At 67.4% G+C, this 14,630-nt stretch carries 13 protein-coding genes; 4 read left to right on the top strand and 9 right to left on the bottom strand.

Annotated features, from left to right (window positions below; translation table 11 throughout):
- Positions 1-154: 154 nt before the first annotated feature.
- The gene (locus BOO69_RS05700; RefSeq protein ID WP_071971110.1) at positions 155-1,612 is read right to left on the bottom strand and encodes a hypothetical protein; all 1,458 of its coding nucleotides are present in this window, start codon (positions 1,610-1,612) and stop codon (positions 155-157) included.
- 205 nt (positions 1,613-1,817) lie between these two features.
- Here BOO69_RS05700 and BOO69_RS05695 point away from each other — a divergent pair, with 205 nt between their 5' ends.
- Positions 1,818-2,564 carry a WecB/TagA/CpsF family glycosyltransferase gene (locus BOO69_RS05695; protein WP_071971108.1) on the top strand — a complete coding sequence of 249 codons (747 nt, stop codon included), beginning with the start codon at positions 1,818-1,820 and terminating at the stop codon, positions 2,562-2,564.
- Positions 2,565-2,569: 5 nt separating this feature from the next.
- Here BOO69_RS05695 and BOO69_RS05690 read toward each other — a convergent pair whose 3' ends face one another.
- From BOO69_RS05690 to BOO69_RS05660, 7 genes are all read right to left on the bottom strand, one after another.
- A complete protein-coding gene (locus tag BOO69_RS05690; RefSeq protein ID WP_083545458.1) occupies positions 2,570-3,505 on the bottom strand; it encodes a glycosyltransferase family 2 protein in 936 nt (311 codons plus the stop codon).
- Positions 3,502-4,545, bottom strand: a complete 1,044-nt coding sequence (locus tag BOO69_RS05685) for a glycosyltransferase family 2 protein (protein ID WP_071971104.1) — start codon at positions 4,543-4,545, stop codon at positions 3,502-3,504. Before BOO69_RS05685 ends, BOO69_RS05690 begins: the two co-directional genes overlap by 4 nt.
- A gap of 77 nt (positions 4,546-4,622) precedes the next feature.
- The gene (locus tag BOO69_RS05680) at positions 4,623-5,657 is read right to left on the bottom strand and encodes a GGDEF domain-containing protein (protein WP_071971102.1); all 1,035 of its coding nucleotides are present in this window, start codon (positions 5,655-5,657) and stop codon (positions 4,623-4,625) included.
- Positions 5,654-6,241, bottom strand: coding sequence for a heme NO-binding domain-containing protein (locus tag BOO69_RS05675; RefSeq protein WP_071973661.1), 588 nt, complete (start codon positions 6,239-6,241; stop codon positions 5,654-5,656). The genes BOO69_RS05680 and BOO69_RS05675 overlap by 4 nt, the downstream gene beginning before the upstream one ends.
- A 102-nt stretch (positions 6,242-6,343) precedes the next feature.
- Positions 6,344-7,906, bottom strand: coding sequence for a trimethylamine methyltransferase family protein (locus BOO69_RS05670; RefSeq protein WP_071971100.1), 1,563 nt, complete (start codon positions 7,904-7,906; stop codon positions 6,344-6,346).
- Positions 7,907-7,997: 91 nt separating this feature from the next.
- The gene (locus BOO69_RS05665) at positions 7,998-8,708 is read right to left on the bottom strand and encodes an HAD family hydrolase (RefSeq protein WP_156874867.1); all 711 of its coding nucleotides are present in this window, start codon (positions 8,706-8,708) and stop codon (positions 7,998-8,000) included.
- Positions 8,705-8,989, bottom strand: coding sequence for a DUF3572 domain-containing protein (locus BOO69_RS05660; protein WP_071971096.1), 285 nt, complete (start codon positions 8,987-8,989; stop codon positions 8,705-8,707). The genes BOO69_RS05665 and BOO69_RS05660 overlap by 4 nt, the downstream gene beginning before the upstream one ends.
- A gap of 100 nt (positions 8,990-9,089) precedes the next feature.
- On the opposite strand from BOO69_RS05660, the gene BOO69_RS05655 reads away from it, so the two are divergent.
- On the top strand, positions 9,090-10,511 hold the full coding sequence (locus tag BOO69_RS05655; protein ID WP_071971094.1) for a diguanylate cyclase domain-containing protein: 1,422 nt from the start codon (positions 9,090-9,092) through the stop codon (positions 10,509-10,511).
- Positions 10,512-10,552: 41 nt separating this feature from the next.
- Positions 10,553-11,476, top strand: coding sequence for a DMT family transporter (locus BOO69_RS05650; RefSeq protein ID WP_071971092.1), 924 nt, complete (start codon positions 10,553-10,555; stop codon positions 11,474-11,476).
- Here BOO69_RS05650 and BOO69_RS05645 read toward each other — a convergent pair.
- On the bottom strand, positions 11,412-12,125 hold the full coding sequence (locus BOO69_RS05645; RefSeq protein WP_071971090.1) for a thiamine diphosphokinase: 714 nt from the start codon (positions 12,123-12,125) through the stop codon (positions 11,412-11,414). The genes BOO69_RS05650 and BOO69_RS05645 overlap by 65 nt on opposite strands.
- Before the next feature lie 141 nt (positions 12,126-12,266).
- On the opposite strand from BOO69_RS05645, the gene BOO69_RS05640 reads away from it, so the two are divergent.
- Positions 12,267-14,627: a hypothetical protein gene (locus BOO69_RS05640; RefSeq protein WP_237267573.1), complete on the top strand. Its 2,361-nt coding sequence runs from the start codon at positions 12,267-12,269 to the stop codon at positions 14,625-14,627.
- The last annotated feature ends 3 nt before the right edge of the window (positions 14,628-14,630 follow it).

Here is a 14,630-nt window from a genome sequence, read left to right as displayed (position 1 = left end):
TATTTTGCCGCACCCCATGTTTTCAAGGGGATTGCCAAGATGCCGACCACTTCCGACTCTCCTTTAACACAACAATCGCGGCGGTGACGGATCAATTTTCCGCGTGTGGAAACAATACTGCCACATTCATCAGAATCGGCCCGGCTTGGGCCGTTCACAGCACCGTGCGCTTGCCCTCGCGCGGGCGGGTCGGGGTCATGGCCGCCTGCCCCAGCGCATGCCGCGGTGCGACGGACCCACGCGGCATCAGCCGTTCGGCATGTCCCAGAAGTGCGCCGGCGGTCAGCCAAGTCAGCGGCGTGAGGGTCGCGTTCAGCAGCATGTCCACCATGGTGATCCCGAGGATCAGGCAAAGCGGCGCCACGAGCGGCGACAGCGCGCCCTCGCCCTGGCGGCGCATGTAGACGGCCAGCATCACGATCGGCAGCGCCAGCAGGCCGAACTCGCAGATGTAGCCCAGCCAGCCGAACGTGCCGAAGATGATGATCCAGCGCCCGTCGGGGATCGACAGGATCTGGCCCGTCTCCCCGTCCCGGATCAGGCTGCGGCCCCAGCCCCCCCAGCCGAACAGCGGTTTTTCCGCCGCCCGCGCCAGAAGCTGCTCCTCGTTGTTGAACCGATACTCCAGCGACTGCGCCCGCGCGGGATTGATCGCTTCGGCCTGCGCAAGGATGGCATCCAGCGGGACCAGCTGGAAATTGCGCAGCATGGGATAGACCACCGCCACCACCGCGAACAGAAGCGCCAGCCGCACCTGCCAGCGTATCGGCGCGAACAGCACCAGCGGTGTCAGTGCGAGGCCGTAGGCCAGCGAGGCAAGGCTCTTGCACAGCACCAGCAGCACCGCGAGATAGGCGACGATCGCGAAGGCACGCAGGCGCCGCTCGGGTTCGGCCACCCGCGCAAGCCCGGCAGCGGCGATCAGCCCGGTGCAGACGAACAGTGCCAGCCACAGGCCATGAGGCAGGAATACGATGGGCCGGAATCCCCCCGCACGCATCATCTGCTCGAACGAGTGCTGGAAGAACCCGTAGACCCAGACGTTGATCTGCGGCGAAAGCCTGATCTCGATCAGCGACGGCACGGAATAGACGAGCGCCCCCACCATCAGCGCGGTCAGCAGCTCTCGCAGACCGCTTTCAGACGCGAGGAACTGGCGCGCCAGCAGGAACGGCACCAGGCTGAGGATCTGCGCGATCAGGACCGACCCGATGTCACGGACCGATTGCCCCGGCAACTGGTCGACGATGAAGACGATCGGGTCCGCATCCCTCAGCACCTCGAATGTAATCGGGTCGCCGTTGGTCAGCACGGTCGGGATGGCGGACAGGATCAGCCCCGCCACCAGCAGCTGCGCCGTGCGGGCATGAGGCCACGGGTTGACCCTGTGTTGCACACCGAACAACAGGATCAGCAGGACGCTCAGGTTGGGTATCGAGGTCTTGTCCATCGCCGGGACCAACGGCAGGTTGAACTCGGCCAGCGGCGGCAGGAAGAGGTAGCCTCCGAGGATGGACCAGATGAGCGCGCGCTCCAGCTTCTGCGTGCGGAAGAGCACAAGGCACACCATCGGCCAGATCATCAGCATCAGATAGGCAAGGCCGTTGGGCATGGGCGGATCGTTGTCCCGGCGTCGGATGTGGGGGTCGAGGCATGAAATTATCATCTGGCCCGCGCCCTGTCATCTGGCTAGATTCCCCCCGAACCAAACAAGTCGCGCAAAAGATTGAATGTAACCCGCTGATCATGCTTTGTTTTCTTGAACACCTGTCGCTCCGGGCGGCGCCGTCCCGGGGTCGGGCAAAGGCCGGTGACGTGTGAAATTTGGCACGCCCCCCACCGAAGTCGAGGTCAATATCCCCACACGCGCCGCATTGTTTCGCGCGGTGAAGGAGAAATTCATCGCGCGCGACGGATTCGCGCTGGCGACGCTCAACCTCGATCATCTGACCAAGCTGCCCCGGCAACCGGACTTTCTGGCCGCCTACCGGGCGCATGATCTGGTCGTGGCCGATGGCCGGCCCATCGTCTGGCTGTCGCGTCTCGCTGGCCGTCCGCTCGAACTCATGCCGGGATCGGACATGATCCTGCCGCTGTGCGATCTGGCGGCCGAAACGGGCGTGCCGGTGGCGCTTGTCGGCAGCAGCCAGCACGCGCTGGAGGGGGCGTCCGATGCTCTCGTCAGGCGCACGCCGGGCCTGAATATCGTGCATCTCCACGCCCCGCCCTACGGCTTCGACCCCGCCGGGGCCGAAGCCGATGCGCTGCTCGACGCGGTTGCCGCCAGCGGCGCGGGGCTGTGCTTTGTCGCGCTCGGCGCGCCCAAGCAGGAAATCCTTGCGGCCCGTGGACGGGACCGCGCCCCACGCGTCGGATTCGCCTCCATCGGCGCCGGGCTCGATTTCCTGTCGGGGCATCAGGTCCGCGCCCCGCGCCTGATGCGGATGCTGGCGCTGGAATGGCTGTGGCGTGCCCTGCAATCACCGCGGCGCATGGTGCCACGCTACGCGAAATGCCTGATGATCCTGCCGGGACTGACGCGGCAGGCCCTGCGCCGCCGCTGATCCGGTTACTTGTATTCGATGATGCGGCTCCGCCCGCGGCCCAGCAGGAACTGGAGCGCGCCCTGCGCCTCGGCAAACTTGCCCAGCACGGTGAACAGCGCCCGGGTCATGCCGCCCCGCCGCGACAACCGCAGGACCTGAAGCGGGTAGACCAGCAACAGCACCAGGGCCCAGGGCGTGACCAGCAGCGCCAGCAGCACGATCGCCAGCGGCATCCCCGCGCCCCAGATCAGCGCGCGCCGGGTTTCGGCCACCCAGTGCCGCTCGGGCGGTGCACCATGCAGGGCCGCCCCTTCGGCAAAGGCATGGCCAGCGCGGCGCGTCCGTTTCCACCACTGGACAAAGCGGGTCATAGCCGCGTCGTGCCACGTCATCTCGGCGTCCAGCCGCCAGACCTGCCAACCGGCGGCGCGCAGGCGCACGCAAAGTTCAGGTTCCTCGCCCGCGATCAGCGTATCGCGGTATCCACCCACCGCGCGCAGCGCCGCCACCCGCATCAGGGCATCGCCGCCACAGGCCTTCGCCTCGCCCACGGGCGTGTCCCATTCCGCATCAATCAACGCGTTATAGAGGCTTGCCTCGGGATATCTTTCGCGGCGGCGGCCACAGGCCACGGCGACCTGCGGGTGCCCTTCAAGGAACGCCCGCGCGGTGTCGATCCAACCGGTTCGCAATACGCAATCGCCATCGAGGAACTGGACCAGCTCCGTGTCACCCGGCAGCGCGGACAGCCCGGTGTTGCGGGCCCTCGCCGCGGTGAAGGGCTGCGACATGTCCAGCGAGATGACCTGCGCGCCCCGCGCCTCGGCCGCCGCGACGGACCCGTCCGTCGAGCCCGAGTCCACATAGATCACGAGGTCCGCCTGACCTTCCAGCGCGTCGAGGCAGGCGATCAGCCGCGCCCCTTCGTTCCGGCCGATGACGATGGCCGCCAGCGTCACGGCGAAAGCGCCTCGAGATGGTCGGCATAGGCCTGCGATGTGACCGTGAAGCCCGCCCGCGCCAGCAGTTCCACCCGGTTCCAGCGCCGGGCGTCCAGCGAGAACAGGCTAAGGTCCGGATGTGCCGACTGGACCTGCGCGCGCGCCGCGTCCTCGCCATGCGCCAGATCGCCCGAAGACAACGATTCCGCGTCCCGTCTGAGCGAGTCGTTGGCGAACTTGTAGTGCTGGATGACCGGTGTCACATCGGAAACGGTGACCCCCATCGACAGGTGCGGGTGCGGCGCGGGCCTGACGCCGGGCCCGTTGAAGATCAGCGGGTGCTTGGTCAGGCAGCAGTTTTCCCCGAACACCTTGCCCCGCACCCCGCCGAAACGGAATTTCACCGCTTCGCTCGACAGCCGGTTGTCGCGCAGCAGCGCCGAGAAAGGGATCTCGGGACTGTGGTAATCGTAGCGGGTCACGCTGCCGATATCGTAGTAGATAAATTCGCGAAGCACTCGGTCGTACGGCAGGTGCGCGGTCTGGGCCAGCGGCGCCTTGGGGAACATCTCCAGCATCTGGGCGACCATCGCGGTATGCCCTTTCGCCTCCATGTAACTGGTCAGCGCCCGTATGCCGTGGGTCGCAGCGCCCTCGAAATCAAGGATCTCGTCCATGTCCACGTAAAGGCACCAGCGGTCCCGGCCGTAGGTGTCGGCCGGGTAGGCGCGGATCAGGTCCTCGTAGCGCGACAACGGCAGGGTGCACTGATCGACGACGCAATCCGTCCGTGCCGCGAGCCGATCCAGCGTGTCGTCCGTCGATCCGTTGTCGATGAAGGCAAAATGCCGGATGCCCAAGCTGCGGTAGTGGTCGAAGAACGCATCGAGGTAGTAGCTGCCGTTCCGCACGAGAACGATTGCCACGACATCGCCCTGCGCCGTCTCCAGGCGCCGCGGGCCGTGGAGATGGCGCAGCGACGCGGCAAAGCGCGCGCGGCGGCGGCGTTCCGACAGCCGCTCGACGGCACGGCGCATGAGGTGAAGGGGGCCTTTCATGGCAGGGGTGATACGACAGGGCCGCGCAGCCGTCCATCGTTCCTCGCCTCTCCGAACGCTTTTGCCCGGCCACGGTCTCAGGCGGTTTGTGGATCGCGCCGGTCGCGCCGGCGGCGGTCCGGCCCCGGCGCGCGCATGGCGGGGTCGAAAAAGGTGTGACGCGCCCGCCCCGCCCGCTTGGAGGCATAGAGCGCGAGATCGGCGTCCGCCATCAGCAGATCCATCCCGCCCGCGTGGCCTTCACGCGCCCAGACAGTACCGATGCTGGCCGAGACCCGGCACTGGTGACCGTCGAAGGGGATCGGTTCCGCCACCCGCTCGATGATCCGTGCGCCCGTGCGGCGCAAGGTGTCTGCGCTGTGCACATCCGGAAGGACCACCGTGAACTCGTCGCCCCCCACCCGCGCGACGGTGTCGCAGTCGCGCGTTTCCTCGCGCATGATCCGGGCGACCTGCCGCAGCACGTGGTCGCCGGCGGCGTGACCCAGCGTGTCGTTGACCGCCTTGAAGAAGTCGAGATCGATCTGCATCAGCGCGAAGGGCACCCGCCCCGCCGCAAGCCGCGCCAGCACCCCGGTCAGCGCCCGGCGGTTCGCGAGGCCCGTCAACGTGTCGGTGACCGCCTGCTGCTCCGCCGCGATCCGCGCGCCCTGAAGCCGGTGGTTCAACCGGCGCGATTCCTCCATCGCGGCGGTCTTGGCCTCCATCAGGTACAGCATCTCGATCGCGAGGTCGGTGGCGGCGAAATCCGCGTTGCTGAGGGCGAAGTCGCGGACGCCCTCCGCGATGGAGATGCCGAACGACAGGTTCACGATCAGCCTTTCCTCCGCATCCCCCGCCGGGACGAGGACCGCCTTGAGCGCCGTGTGCGGCGGGGCGCGCATCTCGAGGTGCAGACGGGTATCCCGCAGGCGGCGCAGGTCGTCGAAGCACGCGATGGCGCGGGGCCGGTTGACAGCGAACACGTCGAGGAACTCCTGCCCTTCCAGCCGCCTGTCCCGGCCCAGCTTGCACGCTGTCGGCCCCGCGTGCAGGATCCGGCCCGCCGCGCCGATCACCAGATGCATCGGGCAAAGAACATCGAGAGCCGACGCGCCGAACGCCACCGTCATCCCGCCCGAGCCCCCAGTTCAAAGGCGCGGCCTTCTGCGTAGTCGGCTTCGATCAGGGTGATCGACAGCGTCTCGGCGTCCCCGTCCGCGCCGGTCGGCTCAAGCAGGGCCAGCGCCCCGTAATCGTCCGCCATCGCGCGCAGCACGCCCACCATGACGTGCGCGAAACCCGCCAGCGGCGACCGGCACAACAACCTGTAGTGTCCCGGCATTTCGGCACGCAGCTCGATGCTGGGCAGGTGCAGGTCGGGCACGGCCAGCCGTGCGCGGTCGGGCAGATCGTCCAGCGAATGCAGGAAATCCTCGAACGTGACCCCGCCAAAACGCAGAAGACGGCGCACGCCCTCGAACGACCGGTCCGCGACCAGGAAGGTCCCGAAATCCTCGAGCAGGTCGTCGCGGCTGCGGCGGGCCATCAGGATCAGCGCATCCACCACGGCGTGTGTCAGCCGATCCTCGTAGATCAGCATCGCTTCGAAATTGTCGAATTCGAGCCGGGCGTGCCGCACCACTTCCCGCCAGCCGTGCGCACCGAAATTCGCGCAGATGTAGTTCTGGATGCTGCGGTTGATAAGACCGTGCATGCGTCCCTTGCTCCCATGATGCCCCTCGGTCACCATGGCGCAAAGGAATTAACAGCCCGTCAACGCTGGGGGGCTCCGACAGGGACCCCGACGCCGCCGTGGTCAGAAGTCGGTCGGCGCGCCTCCTTCGGCCTTCCGCCGTGCGACGAAGTCGGCGAGTTCATCGCGGATCGCGATGTCCAGCGGCGGCGGCTCGAAACTGGTCACGATCTCCTTGAACATGTGGTGCGCCCGCTCCGGCGTCCAGACCGATCCGGCGGCCTCCCATCCCTCGTAGTTCTTCCAGTCCGACAGGAACGGCTGGTAGAACGCGGTCGTGTACCGGTCCTGCGTGTGCTGGATGCCAAAGAAATGGCCCGCGTTGCCCACCGCCTTGATCGCATCGAGCGCGATTTCGTCGGGCCCCGTGGCGCAGATCTCGGGCTGCATGTAGCGCTGGATCTGCTGGAGCACTTCGCAGTCCATGATGAACTTCTCGGGGCTGGCGATCAGCCCGCCCTCCAGCCAGCCGGCGGCATGGTAGACCATGTTGGTGCCCGACTGCACCGCCGCCCAGAGCGAATTGGAGGTCTCCCACATCGCCTGCCCATCCGGGACGTTGGCCGCGCAGACGCCCGACGACCGCAACGGCAGCCCATAGAACCGCGCCATCTGTCCTGTCATCTGGGTCGCGCGCATGTATTCCGGCGTGCCAAAGGCGGGCGCCCCCGATTTCATGTCGACGTTGGACGTGAAGGTGCCGATCGCCACCGGGCAGCCGGGGCGGATGATCTGTGCAAGGACCACCGCGCACAACGCTTCGGCCAGCGACTGCGCGACCGCCCCGGCCATGGTCACCGGGGCCATCGCCCCCGCGAGTGTGAAGGGCGTGACCACCAGCCCCTGCCCCCGCCGGGCGAGGCGCATCCAGCCGTCCATCATCGGATGGTCGTGCTTGAGCGGCGACGTCGAATTGATGTTGGTGTACATGCGCGGCTTGGCGTCGAACTCGTCGTGCGTCAGACCCTGGCTGATCCGCACCATCTCCATCACGTCCTCGACCCGCTCCTTGCCCAGCGAATAGGCGTGCATCACCTTGTCGGTCAGCGTCAGCTTGTCGTAGAGCACGTCGAGGTGCCGCACCGATGCATGCACGTCCACCGGTTCAACCGGGTAGCCACCGGCGAAATGGATGCAGTTGAAATACTGGGTCAGGCGCAACAGGTCGCGGCACATCTCGCGGGTGCCGGGCACCTTGCGCCCGATCCCCATGTCCCAGTAGTTGGGCGGCGACGAAACGTTGCCGAACAGCAGGTTCCTGCCGCCGACGGTGATCCGACGGTCCGGGTTGCGCGGGGTCAGCGTGAATTCGGACGGGGCCTTGCCCACCCATTCCATCACCATGTCCCGCCCCATGCGGACGTTGTCTCCGTCCACCGTGCAGCCCGCCCGTGCCAGAATTCCGGCCGCTTCCGGGTTCAGGAACTCGATCCCGATCTCCTCGAGGATGCGCATCGCCCCGTCGTGGATCGCCAGCACCCCTTCCTCGGTCAGCGGTTCCGTGGGCCGGTCGAGATTGACCGGCGGGTTCCACGGCATCTGCTCGATCACCGCGCTGCCGCGTCGGGTCTTGGCCCCCGCGCGCCCGCCGCTGCGCGTTTTGCGTTTGGTAAGGGTCTCTGTCATGATCGCTCTCCTGAGGCTTCCCCCAGAAGGCATCAGGCCCGCGCGCCCATCCGTTCCGTTCGCGACGGATCATGTCGCTTTGGGGAAACCCTCAGCCGGTTGTGTCGCCCTGCGCGTCCAGCCATGCGGGCAGATGCCCGATATCGGGCAGGACCGCGTCCGCCAGCGGCGCGAGCGTGTCCCGCCCGGCCATCCCGGTCAGCACTGCCACGCAGGCCATTCCCGCCGCGCGCCCGGCATGCAGGTCATGGGCGCTGTCCCCGACCATGACGATCCGCCTCGGCGGCAGATCGCAGGCGGTGGCGAAGGCAAACATCTGGCCCGCTTCCGGCTTGGCCCCGTAACCGCTGTCGAAACCCGCGATGAAATCGAACAGCCCGGCGACCCCCGCTTCCGCCAGGTGCACGCGCGCGGGGCCGATCGCATCGTTGGTGGCCACGCCCAGCGCGAGACCCCGGTCGCGCAGCGCCGTCAGCAGGGGCACCAGCGGCACCGCCTCGCGCTGGGGTGCGCGCGCGGCCTCCTCGTTCAGCACGGCGATCAGCGCCGGGCCGGACAGCTCCGGAAACGACGGGCGCAGCACCTCTGCCACTTCGCTCGGCGTGCCGGCGATGACCACGCTGTCGGGCGCGAACTTCGCGGTCCGCAGGTCGAAACCGATCAGCTTGCCCGCGCGCACGGCCCGGTCGGTATCCGCGCCGCACAATCTGGTCAGAAAGGCCGTTGCCCACGCCTCCCAGGTGGCGGCGAAATCGAACAGGGTACCGTCCTTGTCGAAGAGCACAGCGCCGAACGCGCTCATGTCCAGTTCACCTGTTCGCCACCCGGCAGGGCGGCCCGCGCCATCATCGGCCTGTCGTAGCTCGCGTCGACCGAATCGCAGAAGGCGACGACCCAGGCGTCGTCCATCATGACGAAGTCGAGCACGGCGCCGAGAAAGACCGGATCGGCCGCACGCTGCTTCAGGTCTGCCTCGGACGCGCCCGTGCTGCCCAGGAACACCGGCAGCAGGTCGTCGTTGCCGACCAGCCAGGCCAACGCCTGCAGGGCAAAACGTTCGGCAGACTCTTGCGCATTTCGCATGGGATCTCCGGTTTTTGAGGGCCTGGCAACGCTTTGTTAACCAATGGGCCCAAGAAGTTGGTGATCAAGTCTGTTCATTCATCTCGCGGAGCACGGGGGCATGCAAGGTAAAATCCTTATCGTGGATCCGATTGCCACCAACCGGATCATGCTCAAGGTCAAGCTCGCCAGCGCGTTCTTCGGCGTGCTGCAGGCAGGCACGCTGGCGGAAGCGCTGGAAATCACACGTTCGCAGGGGCCCGACCTGATCATCAGCGCGATGGATCTGCCCGACGGATCGGCGGCAGACCTCTGCAGGCGGCTGTCCGACCGGCCCCGCGGCGGACCTGTCGCTGTCCTTGCCCTCGCCGGAGAGAACGATCGCACCACGCGCATGGCCGCGCTCGAGGCGGGTGTGCAGGATGTGCTGGTCCGCCCTTTCGACGAGACCCTTCTTCTCAGCCGGGTGCGCAGCCTGATCCGCGCCTTCAATGCCGAAGCCGACCTGCGCTTTCGCGACGACGCGGACCGTGCGCTCGGCTTCGCCGAACCGGAAATGCCCTTCGGTCCACAGGGCGATTTCGTCCTCGTGGGACAGGACAGCGCAAGGCTGCAACGCTGGTCCATCGCGCTGCGGCCGCTCCTTGGGGGGCGGGTGCGACTGGCCGGCGGCAGCGACGTCATGAGCGAACGCGTCATCGCCACGGCACCGGATGTTTTCGTCCTCGTCATAGACGGCACCGTCGTCCGGCCCGAGGATAACCTGCGGCTGATCTCCGCCCTCAGGGCGACCGCGCGAACCCGGCACGCGGGCATCCTCGTTCTGCAGACCGTGGCCGACGCGGCGCTTGCCGCCAGCGCGCTCGACCTCGGCGCGGATGACCTGATGACCGACGGTTTCGACGCAGGCGAACTGGCCCTGCGGCTCAGGACGTTGCTGCGGCGCAAGCGCATGACCGAGAATTTGCGCCACACCATCCGCTCGGGCCTCAGGGCAGCCAGCCTCGACCCTCTTACAAGCCTCTACAACCGCCGCTACGCGATGCCGCACCTGACCAAGCTCGCCGACCAGGCCCAGGGCGCGGGACGCCCCCTTGCGGTGATGGTCTGCGACCTCGACCATTTCAAGCGGATCAACGACCTTTTCGGCCATGCCTCGGGCGATGCCGCGCTGGTGCAGGTGGCGGACAGGCTGCGCGGCGCACTGCGCCCGGCCGATCTGGCAGCCCGCATCGGCGGCGAGGAATTCATGATCGTCATGCCCGGCCTGACCCTGCCCGAAGCGCGGCAGGCAGCGGGGCGGCTTTGCAACCTGATCGGCTCCCGGCCGTTCGACCTGCCCGGCAGCGCGACGCCCGTGCGGATCACGATCAGCATCGGGATGGCAATGGCGTCCATCCCTCCCGCTGTCGCGGAGCCGGGCCATGCCCGTGTTTCGCCCCAGGAAAGGGGCAGCCGCCTGATGGAAGAGGCCGACAGGGCGCTGTATGCCGCCAAGGTCAAGGGCCGCAACCAGGTGGAGCTGGGCCGTCCCGCCGCATAGGCCGCCTTGTCCGCCCCCGCGCGACAGCATAGCTTGCGCGGATGAGTGAAGACCGCCCCCTCCTTGGAATCAGCCTCATGCTGGGCTTCTGCATCCTCGCACCCGCCGGAGATGCCATCGCAAAGCTGCTGGGCGCGTCCGTCCCGCTTGTGCAGGTCGTCCTGTTCCGCTTCGCCATTCAGGCGCTGATGCTGATCCCGCTGGTCTGGGCGACGGGCCGGCTCTGGCGGATGCGGGGCCGCGTGCTGGCACTGACACTCCTGCGGACCCTGCTGCATGTCGTTGGCATTCTGGGCATGTTCACGGCCCTGACCTATCTGCCGCTGGCCGACGCCATCGCGATCCTGTTCGTCATGCCGTTCTTCATGCTGATCCTTGGCCGCTTCGTGCTCGGAGAGGAAGTCGGTGTCCGCCGCCTCTTCGCCTGCCTTGTCGGCTTCATCGGCACCCTGCTCGTGGTCCAGCCCAGTTTTGCCGAGGTCGGCTGGCCCGCGCTACTCCCGGTCTTCGTCGCCGCGAACTTCTCGGTCTTCATGCTGATCACGCGCCAGATCGCGCGGCAAACCGATCCGATCGGCCTTCAGGCGGTCAGCGGGGTCATGGCGGTGGTGATGATCGCGCCCCTCCTGCTGCTGGGCTCCCTCCTCGACCTGCCGGTGCTCGGCCTTCAGAGCCCCGACAGCCGGGAATGGGGCCTGCTGATCGCCATCGGCGTGCTCGGCACCCTCGCCCACCTGCTGATGACATGGTCGCTGCGCTACGCGCCTTCCGCCACGCTGGCCCCGATGCAGTACCTCGAAATTCCTTTCGCCACGCTGCTGGGCTGGGTGATCTTCAGCGACCTGCCCAACCTTCTTGCCGGTGCGGGCATCGTCGTCACCATGGTCGCGGGCCTCTATATCATCCTGCGCGAGCAGGCCACCGCCCGGCTTCTGGCGCAACAAGTGAAGCCGCAACCGGCCTGAGCATCCTGCGCGGCAGCAGCATCAGCATCGACGGGCAATCCACCTCGACCGTGACCGGCCCGGTGGCATGGTTCGATGTACCAGACTGCACGCCGGGCGCGAACTCCAGCCCGTCGAGCGGCCAGTGCAACCCGGAACTGCGCGCCGTGACGGGCCCCAGCGGAAACAGGGAAACCACCTCGTCCGGTACGGTCGGCAGCGAAATCCGCGGCGGCGCCAGAAAGGTCACCTCCTCCGCGCCCAGCAGGATGCAGGGGCGGTCGGCGCAGACCATCAGCGTGTGCAGCGCCGCCAACTGGTGATCCAGCCGGCCGCCGGTGAAGCCCACGGCGATCACCAAAGGCGCCGCGATCCGGGTCAGCGCCTTTTCGAAATCAGTGCTGTCCTGCTCTGCGATGAAATGCAGGCGCTCCGCCGGCATGACCAGCCGGTCCTCGGTCGCGAGGGAGTCGAAATCCCCGATCACCGCTTCGGGCATCACGCCCGCGCGCAGCGCCATCGCCGCGCCGCCATCGGCCGCGACGCACCTGGGCGCCAGCGTCAACGCTTCGGCAAGTTCTTGCGCGGTAGCATGGCCCCCACCTACCAGCGTGATTGGACCCGCATCGTGAACAATGCTTTTCGTCCCGGCAACAATGCCGTCAGTCATGGCTCATTTGCCCTCGTATTGGAAACAGATCACATTCTGGCCTTGAAATGATACGATGCCTTGCACAGATTCGGGCCGGTTTGGTCTTGGACATCGTGGTAAACAGATTTCTGCACAACCGCAGAGGACGAGCATCCGATGATGAGTAACAACAAGATCCTGACCGTTTCCTATGGCACGTTTTCGTGCACGCTGGAAGGTTTCGATGACAGCTTCGGCACCATGAAGGCGATTGCGGAGTATTTCCGCGACCTGGCGGCGGATGACCGTTACTTCGGCGCCGAGCCGCCGCAGCCCGATGCGGAAATGCTGGCCCGGATCGCTCAGAAGGAAATCTCGCGCCGTGTGCAGGCGCGCGAACACGAGGGCAAGATCGTCCTCAGCGCGCTGGACGACTACCGCGAGGCGCCGCAGACGCCGGTCGCCAAATCCACCGTTTCGGAACCGCAGGCTGCCGCCGCATCTCCCGCCCCCGAGGCACCCGTCGCCGAGGCACCCGCCGAAGCTCCGGCCCAGCCCGAAGTCGATGCCCGGGACGCCGCGATCGCGGCGGAGGCGCATGTCGATGTCGCCGACCTGCCAGACACCGCGACCGCCGAGGCCGAGGCAGAGGCAGAGACGGCACCGGAAGCGGAAATGCCGGCCGAAGAGATCGGTTATGTCGCTGATACCGCCGCCGTCGCCACACTCGAAGCGGCCGCTGCCGAGGAGGAGGAGAGCGACATCGTTCCCGGCCAACCGGATGCCGACGTCGAATCCTTCTTCGCCGACAGCACCCCCGATGCCGCCGCGTCGGACGATTTCGAGGAAGAGCCCGCCGATATCGCGGACCAGCCCGAGCTGGCCGAGGCTGAGGCCGAGCCGATGCCGGCGCCCCGTGCCGCCCCCGCCCCGGACAGCATCGCCGCCAAGCTGCAGCGCATCCGCGCCGTGGTCGCCCAGCACGATGACAGCGCCGATGACCAAAGCTATGTCGAGGACGAGCACGCTATCGCCACGGCCTCCGCCGATTCGCACGCCTTCTACGGCGACGACGACATGGGCGGCGAGGACGTGGCCGAACAGGACGCTGTCGTCCTCGCCCGCCACGACATCGAAGACGCGCTGGACGCGGACGACGCGGCAGAGCAGGCCGAGGACGAGGCCGCGGAAGACGACGATTACACCGACATCTTGAACCGCCTCGCGATGGAAGAGGACGATACGCAGGACGACGCTGAGGCGGCGGCCCTTTCCGACGAGGCGGAGACCGAGGACACCGACGAGGCGTTCTCGAACCTGTTCGACACGGACGAGGCGGACGAGGACGACGCCCCGCTCGAACAGGACCGGGCCGAAGAAGCGCAGGATGCCGCCTTCGCGGAGGATGACGACGATTTCGACATCGCGGCCGAGACCGAGGACGAGACATGGGCGGAGGACAGCGACGTCGCCGACGCCGAGACGGCACAGGAGACCGAAGAGGCCGACACGCAGGCGCCACAGCCCCGCGCGCGCGTCATCAAGGTCAAACGCGCCGACCTCGAAGCCGCGATCGCGCGCGGCCAGCTCGAGGAATACGACGACGAGGACGACCTCGAAATGTCGCTGGACGACGATGAGGACGACTTCTCGCTCTCCGACGATGACGCCGACGGCGACATGGACCTCGACGATCTCGCGCCCGCCAAGAGCGGCAGCACCTCGCTGTCGCCCGAGGACGAGCGCGAACTGGCCCGCGAACTGGCCGAGCTGGAAAAGGACATCGAGGGCGACAGCGCGGCGCTGGACCGCAATCCCGCGTCTGGCCATGTCGCCGGCAGCTCCCGCCACACCCTGCCCGCGATCGAAGACGAGAGCAGCGGCGACATGACACGTCTGATGGCCGAGGCCGACCACCAGATGGACGAGCCCGAAAGCACGACCCGCCGCAATGCCTTTGCCCATCTGCGCGCCGCCGTGGCGGCCAAGAAGGCGGACAGCGCCATCGGCACCGACACGGAGCGCGAGGAAAAGGACCGCGCCTTCCGCTCGGACCTGGCAGAGGTCGTGCGCCCCCGCCGGCCCGTCGGGTCGGGCAGCCGCACCGCCCGACCGGGCGAGGCGCGCCCCGCCCCGCTGAAACTGGTCGCCGAACAGCGGATCGACGTGGACCGTCCGCGCGCCGAGGGGCCGGTACGGCCCCGGCGCGTCTCCGCCGTTGTGGCCGAACCCAAGGCGCCCGCGAACGGCGCTGTCAGTTTCGCCGAATACGCCGAGGAAATGGGCGCCCATTCCCTGTCCGAACTGCTTGAGGCCGCAGCCGCCTACATGTCTTTCGTCGAGGGTTTCGAACAGTTCTCGCGCCCGCAACTGATGACCAAGGTGCGCCAGGTGGGCCCCGAGGACGGCTTCAGCCGGGAGGACGGGCTGCGCTCGTTCGGCCAGCTTCTGCGCGCGGGCAAGATCGAGAAGATCAAGGGCGGCCGTTTCACCGTGTCGGAGGATATCGGCTACCGGCCGGACCAGCGCGCCGCCGGTTGAGAC

Source organism: Sulfitobacter alexandrii, from assembly GCF_001886735.1.
Taxonomy (GTDB): domain Bacteria; phylum Pseudomonadota; class Alphaproteobacteria; order Rhodobacterales; family Rhodobacteraceae; genus Sulfitobacter; species Sulfitobacter alexandrii.
Note: the sequence above shows the minus strand (reverse complement) of the source record. Positions and strands in the feature narration are given on the sequence as shown.

Bases quoted from the DNA above. Each gene is read 5' to 3' on its own strand.
- BOO69_RS05685 (WP_071971104.1), bottom strand. From the start codon at position 4,545: ATGAAAGGCCCCCTTCACCTCATGCGCCGTGCCGTCGAGCGGCTGTCG.
- BOO69_RS05680 (WP_071971102.1), bottom strand. From the start codon at position 5,657: ATGACGGTGGCGTTCGGCGCGTCGGCTCTCGATGTTCTTTGCCCGATG.
- BOO69_RS05640 (WP_237267573.1), top strand. From the start codon at position 12,267: ATGAGTAACAACAAGATCCTGACCGTTTCCTATGGCACGTTTTCGTGC.
- BOO69_RS05670 (WP_071971100.1), bottom strand. From the start codon at position 7,906: ATGACAGAGACCCTTACCAAACGCAAAACGCGCAGCGGCGGGCGCGCG.
- BOO69_RS05655 (WP_071971094.1), top strand. From the start codon at position 9,090: ATGCAAGGTAAAATCCTTATCGTGGATCCGATTGCCACCAACCGGATC.
- BOO69_RS05700 (WP_071971110.1), bottom strand. From the start codon at position 1,612: ATGCCCAACGGCCTTGCCTATCTGATGCTGATGATCTGGCCGATGGTG.
- BOO69_RS05660 (WP_071971096.1), bottom strand. From the start codon at position 8,989: ATGCGAAATGCGCAAGAGTCTGCCGAACGTTTTGCCCTGCAGGCGTTG.
- BOO69_RS05675 (WP_071973661.1), bottom strand. From the start codon at position 6,241: ATGCACGGTCTTATCAACCGCAGCATCCAGAACTACATCTGCGCGAAT.
- BOO69_RS05645 (WP_071971090.1), bottom strand. From the start codon at position 12,125: ATGACTGACGGCATTGTTGCCGGGACGAAAAGCATTGTTCACGATGCG.
- BOO69_RS05650 (WP_071971092.1), top strand. From the start codon at position 10,553: ATGAGTGAAGACCGCCCCCTCCTTGGAATCAGCCTCATGCTGGGCTTC.
- BOO69_RS05665 (WP_156874867.1), bottom strand. From the start codon at position 8,708: ATGAGCGCGTTCGGCGCTGTGCTCTTCGACAAGGACGGTACCCTGTTC.